The following is a 16519-nucleotide window of genomic DNA, read 5'->3' on the forward strand; positions in this document are numbered from 1 at the left end:
GCATATACTGTTAGTCCTGCTCTTCCGGGCGGTCTTTCACTGGACGGGTCGACCGGAGCGATTTCTGGTACTCCTACGGGAAGTTCGGCTGCAGCAAATTATGTAATCACTGCGACCAATTCGTGTGGCAGTACAACAGCAACGGTAAATATCACGGTAAATCCACTCCCAACAGTAAACCCAATAGCAGGAGGTGCAACATCAGTGTGTACAACATTAACAACTCCAGCTTTTACAAATACAACCCCATCAGGAACTTGGTCAATTATTAATGGTACCGGTACAGCGACGATTAATAGCTCGTCAGGAGTTGTAACCGCAGGAAATGCTGGAGATGTAACAGTGGTGTATACCGTTACAAGCGGAGGTTGCTCAAATACTGCAACTACAACTTTAACGATTAAGCCAAATAATCCAGCGCCAACGGTTGGAACACCAACTAAACCACTTTGTTCAACAAATGGAGCAAGTGTAACATTAAGTGGTGTGCCAGCTTCAGGAAATTTATTCGTAGATAATGGAACTACAGTTGTTAGTAGACCTTACACTTCGAGTACAATTGGTGGATTAGTACCAGGAACGTATCGATTTGCTTTAGATAATGGCTGTACAGTAACGTATTCTGCAGCGGTAACAGTACTCGCTAATACATTTACTAGCGGTGGTTGGTCATATGGCAGCGCTCCAACATCTGACAATTACGTTGATTTTGCTTTAGGTACGACTATTACAGCAGATGTAACATATTGTTCGGTAACTGTAAGTAATACTGCAGTTGTAACAGTAGATACAGGAAAAACATTAACTGTTACAAATGGAGTACACGTTATTCCTGGAAGTCAATTAATTTTTGAGAACAGTTCAAGTTTACTACAGACTACTCCAGACAAAACCATAAATACAGGAACTATTAAATACAAACGTAAGAGTACCAAAATCCGCCAGGCTGATTATGTGTATTGGTCAACACCAGTTTATAATATGCTTTTGGGAGCTGTTTCACCTTTAACAGATCCAACAAAAATGTATGCTCACAATGGTTCGGGATGGATTTATAAGCCGGGAAGCACTATTATGGTTGAGGGTAAAGGTTATATTATTCGTGGAGAAGAAGGAACTTCAAATACGGTGCGAAATGATTTTGAGGCAACTTTTACAGGAACTCCTATAAATGGTGATATTACGAGCGAAGTAATGACAGGTAATAAGTTTTACTTAATTGGAAATCCATACCCTTCAGCTTTGTTTGCTGATAAGTTTATAGTCGATAATCCAAATTTAACAGGTACACTCTATTTTTGGACACATAATAAACCAGTGGTTTTAGGTGGTGCTTACGAATATGGTGATGATGATTATGCGGTGTATAATTTAAGTGGTGGTACAGGTGTAGGTGCGCCATCCGGAACAAGCAATCCAGCAGGATCGGCTCCTGACGACTCAGATAATATTCAATATGGACCTAGTGGTTATATTGGAGCTGGACAAGGTTTCTTTGCTGGAATTAAAACTACTGGTACTATCACTTTTAGTAATATTATGCGTATTGGAGGAGCAAATAATGGCTTGTTTTTTAAACCTGGAAAAAATTCGAAAACAGCTGTTTTAGAAAAACATCGCGTTTGGTTAAATATGACAAATACAGGAGGTGCTTTCAAACAATTGCTGGTTGCATATGTAGAAGGAGCAACCAATACTTATGACGATCGATACGATGGAATAAGTTTTGATGGTAATCAATATCTCGATTTTTACAGTATAAATGTGGGTGCTAAATTCGCTATTCAAGGACGCAGTTTGCCATTTGCAGATACTGACGTTGTTCCATTAGGATATCGTTCTGCGATTGCTGGAGATTTTACGATTTCAATCGACCATGCAGATGGTAATATGAACACTCAAAAAATCTATATTGAGGATAAATCTACAGGTAAAATTCATGATTTAACAGAAAGCAATTATACTTTTACTACAGCAATTGGAACTTTTACAGATCGTTTTGTTCTTCGATATACTAATAAATCTTTAGGAACAGGTGACTTTGAAAATATTGAAAAAGGTATTACGGTTTCTGTAAAAGATAAAGCGGTTAAGGTAATTTCTTCAAATGAAGCGATCCAAGATGTTTCAATTTTTGATGTTGCCGGGAAACTGCTTTATACTAAAAAGAAAGTGGGAACATCAGAATTAGTGATCTCAAATTTACCATCAAGCAATCAAGTTTTACTAGTCGATATAACACTTGAAAACGGATATAAAACAACAAGAAAAATTATTTTTCAATAAATAAAAATAGTTTTAAATAACAAAAAAGCCATTTCTTTTATGAGAAATGGCTTTTTTGTTGCCTGTAAAATATCACTAAAAGTGGGTATTGCACAAGTATATCGGAGTTCTTAAATTTCAGAAAATTCGTATATTATTAATTGATCTGATTTTTTTGATTTTGATTAGAAAATTACTTTATGCAGTCATCTTGACTGTGTTTTTTGGGAACTTTGAATTTTATGGACAACAAGGAAAAGTGGATGTCACTTTTAATACGCTGGATGACGGTTCAATCGGAGATGGATTTGATGGTCCGGTTCAGACTTTATCTTTGCAGTCTGATCAGAATCTAATTGTAGGTGGTGAATATTTAAACCTGAACGGAATTTCTTCTTCTTATTTGACACGCTTGACACCAAACGGCACAATTGATGAAAATTTTCATACCGGAAGTGGTTTTAATGGGAAAATTTATGCATCATGCATTCAGCCTGATGGGAAAATAATTGTGGGTGGCAATTTTACCTCATATAATGGTCTAAGTGCAGGGAGACTTATTCGTCTAAATCCAGACGGAAGCATCGACCCTTCCTTTAATACCTCAATAGGGGCTCCAACAGGATTTATATATGATATTGCACTTCAGCCTGATGGGAAAATAATTATTTGCGGAAGCTTTACAAAATATAATAATGCAACTGCAAATTATGTTGCCCGAATTTTAACAAACGGATCTTTAGATACTTCTTTTGCAGGTTCGGGGGCATCGACGATAAAAAATGTCAAAGTTTTAAATGATGGAAAAATAGTACTTTCAGGAAATTTTACCAATTTTAATGGTACGCAAATCAACAGAATTATTCGTTTAAATAATGATGGACGAACAGATCTAACTTTTAACGTAGGAGAAGGTTTTGATAGTGAGGTCAGCGCGATGGCAGTTCAGCCAGACGGTAAAGTTATTCTGGGAGGAAAGTTTACCAGTTATAATGGTATCACAGCAAATAGAATTGTCAGAATACTGCCGGACGGAAGTGTGGATCCTTCTTTCTTTACAGGTTCTGGGTTTAATTCTGGAGCTGTTCTAGCGTTTAAAATTGATTCATTTGGAAATATCATGGTTGGTGGATCTTTTTCATCAGGAACTTATAATGGATCCAGCGTTAATCGAGTGTGTATTTTAGATAATTTAGGGTTTTTAAAAAGTGATATTGATTTTGGATCTGGCCCAGCAACCGCTTCCGTTTTTGCATTAGAGAGTGATGCCGAAGGGGCTTGGTATATTGGAGGTTCTTTTTTGGTATTCGATGGTTTAAACCAAGGAAGATTGGCCAAGATTAATTCTGATGGAGATTACGATACAGGTTATTTGGCATCCGGAATAGGACTTGACAATTCAGTTTATAAAATTCTGCCTTTAGAAAATGGAAAATCAATGGCATTTGGCAATTTTAAGAAATTTAATGGCAAAACCGTTTCTAGAATTGTCAAGCTTTTAGAAGATGGTTCATCTGACCCTGATTTTAATTTTGGTCAGAACGGAGCCAATAATTTGATTAAAACTGCAGTTCAACAGCCTGACGGGAAAATCATTTTTGGCGGAAATTTTACAAAGTACAATGAAACAGTAATCAATCGTATCATACGAATTTTACCAAACGGATCTGTTGATCCTTCTTTTAATGTGACTTCGGGCTGTAACAGTCAAGTTTATGCAATAGCAATACAGCCTGATGAAAAAATCATTGTTGCTGGAGGTTTTGCTAAGTATAATGATGTAAAAGTGGGTGGAATAATTAGACTTTTGCCTAATGGTTCTGTAGATACGAGTTTTAACTCTGGACTTGGCGCAAATGCCATTATTGAGTCGGTTTTACTTCAGCCAGACGGAAAACTTTTGGTAGCTGGACGATTTACTACTTTTGATGGCATCTCATTTCCTCATTTGATACGCTTAAATACAGATGGAAGTATTGATCCAACTTTTACCATTGGTTCAGGATTTAACAAAAACGTTTATGCTTTGGCATTGCAGTCTGATCAAAAAATAATAGTTGGCGGAAATTTTACAAGTTTCAAAGATGTCACGCAAAGAAGGATTTTGCGATTAAATCCAAACGGAAGTTTAGATGCAACATTTGAGTCGGGTGCGGGTTTTAGCAAAGGAGAAGTAAGAAGTATATTAATACAGCCAGATGATCGTATTTTAGCTGGTGGTACTTTTTCAGGGAATTACAAAACCACTCCATCATTGCGATTAATGCGATTGCTAAAAAACGGAAGTGTCGATGATTCTTTTGATGCTCAGTTAAACAATAAACTCTTCACAATGAGTTTTTCTTCAGATTTCAAACTCTTGATTGGAGGAGATTTTAATTCGGTTTCAGGGATTTCTAAACATAGAATTGCAAGATTGAAACTTTGTTTAGAATCGACAGTTTGGAATGGAACTGCATGGTCAAATGAGTTTCCGTCTGGTGGAAAAGAATTATTTTTTAAAGAAGATTATCCAGAATTAACATCGGCCAATGTATGTAGCTGTAGTATTGACGAAGGAAAAAAAGTTACCTTATTAAGTGGAAACACTTTGGGAATTGAATTTTCATATTCAGGTTTAGGAACTTTAATTTTAGAGGATTCGGCAAATTTATATCAGCCAGATGATGATATTAAGAATACAGGAATAATTAATCTAAAGCGAAATTCATCACCTATTTTAAAATCAGATTATACGTATTGGTCGTCGCCTGTAGCAAGTCAAAAATTGGCTGATGTTTCTCCAAATACTCCTTCAGATAAATATTATTCTTATGATCCTGTCGTAAGGGCTTGGAATCATGAAAATGGAACAAATACAATGGCATTGGGTAAAGGTTATATTATTCAAGGCCCTTGGAATTTCTCGGCTACTGTTCCTTCAAGTTATGAAGCAACTTTTAAAGGGGTTCCAAATAATGGCAAAATAAATGTCAATTTAAAGACAGGGAATGTGATTTTCAATTTAATAGGAAACCCTTATCCATGCACAATTGATGCCGATATTTTTTTGAAAGAAAATGAATCAAAAATAAAAGGAACTTTATATTTCTGGACACATAATACGCCTATTTCTAATAACGAGTATTCATCTGATGATTATGCTGTCTACAATTTGCTCGGTGGCGTTGGAACTCGAGGAAGTTTAGCCAATGGTGTAAATAATAGTACTCCAGATAACACAATTGCATCAGGACAAGCTTTTTTTGTTGGATGTAAAAATGCAGGTACGATTGAATTCAGTAACAAAATGCGAATGCAACAGCGTAATTCTACTTTTTTTAAACCTAATAAAAATAGTAAAATTCAAAAAAGCGGAATTGAAAAGCAAAGAATATGGCTCGATTTACAGAACAAAGAAGGTGTATTTAAGCAAATTTTGATTGGTTATGCCGAGGGAGCTTCAAACTCTTATGATGAAAATTATGATGCAGACTCTTTTAATGGGAATGAGTTTGCAGATTTTTATAGCATATGTGAGAATAAAAATTTAGCTATTCAGGGAAGAGCTTTTCCTTTTGAAAAAACAGATTCAGTACTACTTGGTTACACAACGATAGTAAGTGGAGAATTCAGCATAAATATTGACCACATCGATAATCAGTTTTTAAATATGGATGTGTATATAGAAGATAAGGAAAAGCAGGTAACATATAATTTAAAAGACGGTCCTTATGTATTTAAAACTGAGAAAGGAACTTTTAATAGTAGGTTTGAATTAAAATATGTTGATAAAGAATTAAATAGTGGAGAATTTAGTACCACTACCAGAAATGTTTTTATTTCAGTAAAAGACAAACAAATTCATATAGAAACGCCGAACGAATTAATTGAAGAAGTTGAAGTTTATGATATTGCTGGAAAGATACTTTATAAAAAAACTAAAATTAGTTCATCTAGTTTGTCTATTCAAAAAGTAATTTCAGCTAATGGAGTTTTATTTGTTACTGTAAAATTAGAAAATGGTTTTTCAACTTCAAGAAAAGTAATTTTTTAATGAACTTTTCTATTTAGAAAAATGACCCGTTTGTGTCTTTTCAAACGGATTTTTTCTTTTGCATTTTTTTCACAGAATTATCATCGACTAGACGTTTTTTCTTGGCATTTTTTTTAAGAGATGTCTGATTTTTTAAAATGAATTGAAAATTTAAAAAATGTAGATTTTAGAATTTCAGATGATTTGCAAAATTTAAAAGACCAATAACATGAAAAAAAAATATTTGAAAGAAATAACTTAAAATTAAAGATATCTAAAAGAACTTTAAATTATAAGTGATTGTTTTTTAAATAGTTGTTAAAAATTTGTAAATTGTTTAAGGGTATTTCTGATAAATTTACCCAACAATATTATTGTTAGTTTTTACATTTTTTAAATAGAAAATAGACTTAAAAATAGAATTGCCTTTATCGCCCCCTTTCTTCCTAAAATCAAATACTTAATGTGAACATTTAAATACCAAATTTAGGGAACAAAATTACTTTACACGATTACTTTTTCATTATTGTCCAGGCCTATTATTAGAATCCCTGTTGAATGTGGTATTTGAGATTGCAGAATAAATTTTCAGTTGAATCTGAATTTAATTTTTGTTATTTAAAAAGCTACAGTATGAAAAAAACATTACTTGTCTCAGTACTAGTTTGTCTTCCTGTTTTTCTTTTGGCACAAACTACAGCAACATTTACATTAGGAGGTACACAAACCTTTGTTAGTCCGGCTGGCGTTACCAGTATTACCGTGCAGGCTTGGGGTGCTGGTGGTGGTGGTGGAAGTTCTACAACGCCTGGTTTTGGTGGTGCAAGAGGAGGATCTGGTGGTGGAGGTGGAGCTTTCGCGAGTACAGCTTTAACAATAACATCAGGCGAAACATTAACAGTTGTAGTTGGAATTGGAGGTAAAGGTGTCGATAACAATAATGGAGGGAATGGAGGCTCTTCAAGCATAACTGGTTATTCTATTCTAGGAGAAGGAGGAAAAGGAGGTTTGTTAAATAATGGTAGTTTAGTTTTAGGTGGAGCTGCTGGTTTAGTAACAAATTCTACGGGAACGACAAGAACATCAGGAACGGCTGGAGGTAATGGAGAGTCTGGCTTTACAGATGATACCGGGGCAATTATAAGTTCAGGCGCAGGAGGTAACGGAGCTAATGGTGGTGGTCTTGGAGGAGCGGCTCTTGCAACAGCTTTTACTACTAATTATGGAAACCCAGGCGCAGCACCAGGAGGAGGTGGAAGCGGAGGAAGATCTTCCTTTTTTGGTGGAGCAAGACGTGGTGGCGATGGAGGTAACGGAAAAATTACGATTACCTATAATTGTCCAACTTATAGTTTGACCAATACCACAGCAACTGCTGTAAATGTTTGTTCAGGAACTTCATCTGAAATTACTTTGACCGGAAATCTGCCTATCGGGCTTTATTCGGTTTCTTATGATATTCAAGGTACAGCACAGACTCCAGCATCAATGAAAGTCACCACGGCAGGAACGGGAAGTTTTATTGCGACCGGTTTTACAACTGTGGGAACAAGAACGGTTAAAATTACAGCTTTATCATCTGGATCAAGTTCCGTTGCGTCAGAGAATTGCAGTTCGCCCATTATTACAAATAACTTTGCAGATGTAACAGTAAATTCATCTGGAACAGCTCCAGTCGCGTTAGCAGGAAGCAATGCGACTTGTACACAAATTACTGCAAATTGGCAGGCGGTTGCTGGAGCAACGTATTATGAATTAGATGTTTCAACAGTAAATACCTTTGCTACTTTTGTGGTGGGTTGTAGCGCGCTTAATGTTGGAAATGTACTGTCCCATGTTGTTTCTGGAAGTACAAATACAACCTATTATTATAGAGTACGAGCTTTTAACGGAAGTTGTATCAGCTCAAATTCTAATACAATAACATATGCAACACCTCTAGCTCCAGTAACTCCAACCTTGGCTGCTATTCCAATAACAGGGAATGCCTGTACACAGTTTACGGTAAATTGGAATGCCGTTCCAAATGCCACAAGTTATACTATTCAGTGGTCGACAACTGCGGCTAACTTTAGTCCAGTTTTAGGAACTGCTACCAATGTGACAGCTACAAATTATACAATAGCAGGATTAACCAGCGGGACTTCTTATAGATATCGAATCGCCGCCGTTAATGGTTGCGGTACTAGTGGATATCTAATAGGAGATGCTACACCATCAGGTTCTGTACTTGGAGCACCAGGAGGCTTAGGACATAGCAATATTTTATGCACTCAATTTAATACTTCATGGACTCCAGTAACTGGTGCAACGAGCTATGAAGTGCAACGAGCAACAGACGCTGGATTTACAACTGGGGTTGTTTCGTTTACTGGCATAACGACAAATTCATTTACAATAACTGGTTTGACTTCTCTTGGCACATATTATTATCGTGTACGTGCAATTAATGGTTGTGGGAATAGTCCGTATTCAAGTGGAGGTCCAGTAACAATGAACAATGCATTACCTGCTGCGCCTACAAATGTTGCATATACTTCAGCTACACTATATTGTAGCGAATTTACAATAACTTGGACTGCTTCTATGGGAGCTGTCGATTATACAGTCCAACGGGCAACCGATGCTGGTTTCACGGCAGGGTTTGTTTCTGTTGGCGGAATAACAGGTACAAGTTATACTTTTACAGGTTTAGTGTCAAATACAAATTATTATTATAGGGTTTATGCCCGAAATGGCTGTGGGACTAGTACTGCAGCTGGGACACCTACTCCAGCTTTTGTTAAAACCAATAGTCCCGCAACAGCGCCTACTGTTTCAGCAGATGGTGCTTTAACAATTTGTCAAACAGATGGTGTTAATCTTACTTCGAGCCTCGCACCCTCTGGTTACTCTTATTTATGGTCTACTGGCGCAGTATCTCAAAGTATATTCGTGACAGCTACAGGAAGCTATACAGTTCAGTTTACTAAAACTGGCGGATGCAATAGCCCTTCATCAGCAGCATCAAATGTTGTTATTCAAGGTTTGCCAACAGCAACCGCAGGTGGTTCTCAAACAATTTGTTCCAATGGCTCTGCAACAGTAAGTGGAGCATCAGCTACTAATGGTACAATTAAATGGACCTTTAGTGGAGGCGCAGGAACTCTTTCAGGAGATACTACGCTTACTCCAACTTACACTCCTGCATTTGGTGGAGCAGCTAGAACTGTTATTTTAACTTTAACAGTCACAAGTAATAATACTTGCGCACCTCAAATCGCAACTGCAACTTATACAGTAAATATTCAAGCAGCGCCTACGGTGTCAATTACCGGATCTAAAATTATTTGTGCAAATGAGACGGCAACAGTTTTGGCTGGAGAAGTTAACGTTGCAAATGGGAATGTTTCATGGACACATGATGGATTAGGCACTCTTTCAAATAGTACAACTTTAACGCCAACCTACAATTCCGTTGCGGGTGATGCCGGAAAACAAGTTACTCTGACTTTGACTGTAACAGCCTCACCAGCTTGTACAACTGCTTATACTGTTTCAGATATATATCCTATTGCTGTTCGATCTGAAAATACAGTAACGGCAGCATCTTTGTCACCGGTTTTATGTGTTAATACATTAATGCCAAATGTAACACACACAACAACTGGAGCCACTGGTATTGGGACTCCTTCTGGTTTGCCATCAGGTATAACAGCAGCATGGGCATCAAATACTATTACAATTAGCGGTACACCAACAAATGCTGGAACATTTAATTATAGTATACCTTTAACGGGAGGTTGCGGAACCTATAATGCAATAGGTACTATTGTAGTAAATTTAAATACTGCGGGAGTCGCATCTTCATCTCCCACTGTTTGTAATCATACAGCAATGACAACTGTTACTCATATAACAACAGGTGCAACTGGTATAGGAACAGCGACAGGTTTACCGCCTGGGATAACAGCATCATGGACATCAAATACGATTACTATTAACGGAACGCCTACAAATACAGGAACATTTAACTATATAATTCCTTTAACTGGTGGCTGTGGTTCAGTAAATGCAACAGGAACCATAACAGTTAATCCGTTGCCAATAACTCCTGGTATTGGTACTATTGTTCAGCCTACTTGTGTTATCCCAAAAGGAAGCATAGAACTAAACGGTCTTCTTACAGGAACAAATTGGACAATAACTCAATCAGGAGCGGCTTCACAAGTTTATAATACTTCAAATGCAAATTTTATAGTTCCTGATTTAATTCCGGGAAATTATACTTTTACTATTCATGAAGGTGTTAATTGTCCATCCTTGGCAACAGTTAGTATAGAAATTAAGACACCAGTAACAAATGTTTATAATGGAACTTGGTCGAATGGAACTCCAGTAGCAACTGATATACTTGAATTTGTAGCTGATTATAATTCAACAGGTGATTTAAGTGGTTGTTCTTGTAAAGTAAACGCCGGAAAAAAAGTAACTTTTAATTCAGGACATACTTTAAAAGTAGATAATCAAGTATTTGTTGACTCAGGAAATGGAGCCTCTTTAACGTTTGAAAATGCAGCCAGTCTTGTTCAAACAAATAACGTTGTAAATACAGGCAATATTATTTACAAACGGAATACTTTTCCTATTCGCCAAGCAGATTATGTGTATTGGTCGACTCCAGTAAATCCACAAAAGATTATTGATGTTTCGCCGTTAACAAAAACAGATAAATTATATAGCCATAATGGTTATAATTGGGTTGCAGAAGCGCCTTCGAATTTTATGATCGTCGGAAAAGGATATATCATTCGTGGCCCTGAAAATTTTTCCAATTCGGTTAGAAGTAATTTCACGGCTTCTTTTATTGGAGTTCCAAATAATGGTACTATTACAGGTGAAGCTGTAGTTGGTGGAAGGTACTTTCTAATAGGAAATCCGTATCCATCTGCTTTAGATGCAGATGACTTCATAAACACAAATTCACCAGTTTTAGAAGGAACTCTTTATTTTTGGACACATAATACACCAGTGGTTTTAGGAGGAGCTTATGAATATGGAGATGATGATTATGCAACTTATAATTTGACTGGCGGTGTTGGTACAGCAGCAGGATCGGGTGATGATGCGGTCGGAAACAATGCAAGTGAGCCAAGTGGGCAAATAGGAGCAGGGCAATCTTTCTTTGCTAAAATTGCAACCTCTGGAAATATTATTTTTGATAATACTATGAGAAATGGAGGCGCAAATAATGGTCAATTTTTTAAACCAAGTAAGGAGTCAAAAGTAAAAGCTATCGAAAAGCACAGAATTTGGCTAAATATGACCAACTCAGGTGGAGCTTTCAAACAATTGCTTGTAGGTTATATTGAGGGTGCAAGCAATGATTATGACAAAAAATTTGATGGTTTAAGCTTTGATGGAAATACATACATCGACTTCTACAGTATCATAAATGACAGTAAATTGACAATTCAAGGACGAGCTTTGCCTTTTGATGATATTGATTTAGTAAAACTTGGATATAGAAGTGCAATAAATGGAGATTTTACTATAGCAATAAGTAAAACGGATGAAAATATGAATGCACAGCCTATATATCTAGAAGATAAAACAACAGGTAAAATTCATGATTTGCGTGAGAGTAATTATACTTTTAAAACAGCAGAAGGAACTTTTAACGACCGTTTTGTATTGCGTTACACAAATAAATCTCTGGGAATTGACGATAATGAAAATACAGAGAGCAACGTTTTAATCTCAGTAAAAAACAAAGCAATTGAAGTACATTCAAGTGTTGATCCACTTGCTAAAGTTTACATTTTTGATGTTACTGGAAAGCTAATTTATGAGAAATTAAATATTGGTGAAAAAACACTGCAGATCGTAAATCTTCAATCATCAAATCAAGTATTGCTTATAAAGACCTTTTTAGAGAATGAAAGCCTAACAACTTCAAAAATCATTTTCTAAAGGAATAGGCCTTCGAACTTTAAATAATCCACTCTGCCTATAAGTGGATTTTTTTTGCTTCAATACTAACTGAAAGAAGAAAAAAAGGTTTTAACATTTTTCTTACTTTTTAAATGATTTAAATTAATTGCTCACCTGTAATGTTAAAGTCTTGATTTTCAAGTTAAAGTTTTTAAATTATGTAAATAAAATCGTACCTTGTTGTTGTTTTAATTCGATAAACAACATAAATGCCCGTCATACTGCAGATTTAATGACATTTAAAGAAAACCAATCTAGTTTTTTATTTGCCGAAATCCCGATCATTATTTTTAGATACCTTGCTTTTGGAAGCAAATAGCATTTGCTCGTCTATCTTAATTTAGTACAAGTTGCAGAACAATTTTTGATTCTGCTTCTGCTTTCAGGTATTTAAAAAATAAAGATGATTCTTATATCCGCTAGAATCTTTTTTTAATTTTTTAAAATGCTACTGTATGAAAAATTCTCTACTCAGATGGTTCTTTTTTCAAATTTTGATTCCATTTTCAGATTATTTAAAACCACAAAAAAAATCTGACTTCGTTAAAAGATTGCAATTTTGTTTTCTCTTGCTCTTTTTTTACAGCTCTTTGTGGGCGCAACCTCCACATACTTATAACTCAAATAATACTTTGTATGTCCCGGCTGGTGTTACTTCTATGGATGTTGAAGGCTGGGGTGCAGGTGGTTCGGGAGGAGATGCAAGTGGAGCTACTGTAGATGGACGAAGTGGCGGCGGCGGCGGCGGTGGCGCTTACGCAAAAGGAAAGGTTACTGTTGTGCCAGGTGCAACCTTAAATATTCAAGTTGCTGGAATCCCAGCCAGCGGGGCTTCTGGTGGAAATTCGACTATTTTAGGATATGAAAGTATTTTTTTAGCAGCGGGAGGAAAAGCAGGTACCCTAAATAATTCTGGAGGAACACCAGCAGGAGGTAAGGGTGGATTAGCAACTGATTCATTTGGCTCCATTACAAAAACTTCTGGAGTAGATGGAGGCGCTGGAAGCACAGGTATTCTTGGGTTATTGCAAGGTTCTGGAGCTGGGGGCAAAGGTGGTGGCACGGGTGGAGGTGCAGGAGGTGCCAGTGTAGCCAGTACAGTTTTAGGTAGCTTTCCTGGAAATACCGGAACACCACCCGGCGGCGGTGGAAGTGGCGCCATGACTACATTATTAGGCGGAACGCAGTTAGGAGGAGCAGGAGCCGGAGGTCGGATAATCATAAATTATACCTGTCCATCCTACGGTATTACTGGAGTTTCGGCTTCTCCCGTCTGTAGTACATCGGGTAATACAACAATAACACTTACTGGATCTCAAACTTCTTTGCCTATTGGAGTTTACACTGTTACTTATAATTTGACGAATCCCACAAACAATGGATTAACAATCGCGATGACTGTGTCAGCAGCCGGTTCAGGAAGTTTTGTCTTGTCTGGATTTAGCACAGCAGGTTCAAGAAATATTTCGATTACCAAATTGACATCAGGAGCTTGTTTTGCTGATATTTCTTCTAATAATACAGCAAGTATCGTTATTTCTTCACCATCAGTTGGGGGAACAGTTGGTGGAGGAACAACGATTTGCAGCGGTGCTGCAAGTGGCGTATTAACTTTAAGCGGAAATACAGGTACTGTTTTAAATTGGGAATCTTCAGTTAGTCCATTTTCTGTTTGGACTCCAATTGTAAATACGGCACCAACTTATACTTCTGGATTATTAACGCAAACAACTCAATTTAGGGCTGTTGTACAAAACGGTGCTTGTACTTCGGCAAGTTCTACAGCCACAACCGTTACGGTTAATCAAATTCCGGTTCCTACTTTTTCTGTACAACCGGGAGCTTCAGTTTGTGTTAATACTGATGTTGTCTATACGACCTTAGCAGGACAGGCAAATTATATTTGGTCAGTTCCAGGAACAGTTGGAGTTGATTATAATATTATTTCTGGTGGTATCTCATCTGCAAATAATACTGTGACTTTGCAATGGGTGACTACTGGAAATAAAACAGTTTCAGTCGGATATTCTTCTAATGGATGTCCTGCAGTTACAAATGCATCGAACACAACTTCTGTGATAAAAACGGAACGTGGAGTTGTGAATGGAGGGCTTCATATTTGTCAAGGAAACCCAAGTCCTTTATTAACATTCAATAATTACGTTGGCACGATTGTAAGATGGGAATATGCTACAACCACACCATATGTATGGCAACCAATCAGTCATACAGGAGTTACTTATCAACCTGGGATATTGACTGAAAGCACAAGTTACAGAGCAGTTGTTAAAAACGGAACTTGCTCTGAGGAATTTGCAATTGAAACCAGAATTGATGTAGATCCCATTCCTGCAGCTCCAAATATTTTAAGTTTTTCGCAACCAAATTGTACAACTCCTACTGGAAGTATTACGCTAAGCGGATTGTCTGGCACTGGAAATATTTTACAGTCTGATGGCACAGTAGTTACGCCACGGGCTTATTCAGGAACTTCTTTGACAATTTCCGGATTGCCTCTCGGGAAATACAAATTCGCGATTGAGAATAATTGTTCTATAACTTATTCTTCAGAAATCACTATTCAGTATAACACTTGGAATGGAAGTTCATGGTCGTACGGAGTAACAGATCCATCTATCGATGATATACTAGATTTTCAAGCTGATTATAATTTGGATAAGAATATAAATGCTTGTTCCTGTACTTTAAACAATAATGCAAAAGTAACTATTCAGAGTAGAAAGACTTTGAATGTCGTCAAAGGAGTCCATGTTAATAGTGGTAGTTTAATTTTTGAGGATAGCGCAAGTTTATTGCAGACAAGTTCAGATAATAATGCAAACACAGGAAGTATTTTTTATAAACGTAGTACTTATCCTATTCGTCAAGCTGATTATGTGTATTGGTCGACACCAGTGAGTCCTCAAGCTCTTATAGATGTTTCGCCAATGACGAAAACAGACAAATTGTTTAGCCATAATGGCTATAATTGGGTAGCAGAGCCACCTTCTAAAATCATGGTTCTTGGAAAAGGATATATTGTCCGTGGTCCTGAAAATTTCTCGAACACCATCAGAAGTACTTTTACAGCTATGTTTCATGGGGTTCCTAATAATGGTAATATTACGGGTGAAAATGTAGTTTCGGAAAGGTTCTTCTTAATAGGAAATCCATATCCATCTGCTTTAAATGCAGACGACTTTATTAATATAAATGGCTCAATATTAGAGGGCACTCTCTATTTCTGGACACATAATACACCAGTGGCGCTAGGTGGTGCTTACGAGTATGGAGATGATGATTATGCAACTTATAATTTAACAGGAGGTGTTGGTACAGCGGCTGGATCCGGTAATAATGCTCCAGGAAATAATAATAATCCTCCAAGTGGTAACATTGGAGCGGGACAATCATTTTTTGCAGGAATAGCAGCATCCGGAACTATCGTTTTTAATAATTCAATGCGAAGAGGTGGAGACGCAAATACACAATTTTTTAAATCTGATCCATCTTCTAAAGATTCGGCTATCGAAAAAAATAGGATTTGGCTTAATATGACTAATACCGAAGGCGCTTTTAAACAATTACTTGTTGGCTACATCGAAGGCGCAACAAATGAATACGACAGAAAATACGATGGAGATAGTTTTGACGGAAATAAATATCTGGACTTTTATAGCATTAACAATGAGCATAAACTCGCAATTCAAGGTCGAGCAGTTCCGTTTAAAAATTCAGATGCTGTTCCATTAGGATATCGTACAACTATTGCTGGTAATTTTACTATTTCAATTCATCATGTTGATGGTAATTTGACTTTGCAATCTATTTATTTAGAAGATAAATTGACAAATAAGATACATAATCTTCGTGAAGCTAATTATACATTTAATACTGAAGTGGGAACTTTTCCGGATCGCTTCACGCTTCGATACACTAATAAATCTTTGGGAGTAGATGATGTTTCAAACGTAGAAAATGATGTCTGGGTAACTGTAAATTTAAAAGACATGAAAGTAATATCAAACAGAGAAGCAATTCGGGATGTTGCTGTTTTTGATCTTTCAGGAAGGCTCCTTTATGAGAAAAAAAATATTAACGCAACAGAATTGCAGTTGCTGAATTTCCGCTCTGCGAGTCAGGTTTTACTAGTAAAAGTGACTTTAGAAAATGGAAATACAACTACAAAAAAGGTCGCATTTTAATAAGAAGATAAAAAAAGAACAGTTAAAGAATCAATACTCTAACTGCTTTTTTTAATTCGTA

General features: G+C 36.6%; 4 protein-coding genes. All 4 read left to right on the forward strand.

Going from position 1 to position 16519, the window contains the following annotated elements; genetic code table 11:
• Positions 1-2286 (forward strand): T9SS sorting signal type C domain-containing protein (locus RB619_RS11510; RefSeq protein WP_308097531.1); only part of this gene is annotated, 2286 nt, incomplete at its 5' end.
• 160 nt (positions 2287-2446) lie between these two features.
• The gene (locus RB619_RS11515) at positions 2447-6301 is read left to right on the forward strand and encodes a T9SS sorting signal type C domain-containing protein (RefSeq protein ID WP_308097539.1); all 3855 of its coding nucleotides are present in this window, start codon (positions 2447-2449) and stop codon (positions 6299-6301) included.
• Between the two features lie 612 nt (positions 6302-6913).
• Complete coding sequence (locus tag RB619_RS11520; RefSeq protein ID WP_308097542.1) at positions 6914-12232, forward strand: fibronectin type III domain-containing protein; 5319 nt, start codon at positions 6914-6916, stop codon at positions 12230-12232.
• A gap of 476 nt (positions 12233-12708) precedes the next feature.
• Positions 12709-16458, forward strand: coding sequence for a T9SS sorting signal type C domain-containing protein (locus RB619_RS11525; protein WP_308097544.1), 3750 nt, complete (start codon positions 12709-12711; stop codon positions 16456-16458).
• Positions 16459-16519: the final 61 nt, after the last annotated feature.

Source organism: Flavobacterium sp. LHD-80 (genome assembly GCF_030929605.1).
GTDB lineage: Bacteria > Bacteroidota > Bacteroidia > Flavobacteriales > Flavobacteriaceae > Flavobacterium.

Coding starts and splice junctions, on each gene's coding strand:
- RB619_RS11520 (WP_308097542.1), top strand. CDS start 6,914: ATGAAAAAAACATTACTTGTCTCAGTACTAGTTTGTCTTCCTGTTTTT.
- RB619_RS11525 (WP_308097544.1), top strand. CDS start 12,709: ATGAAAAATTCTCTACTCAGATGGTTCTTTTTTCAAATTTTGATTCCA.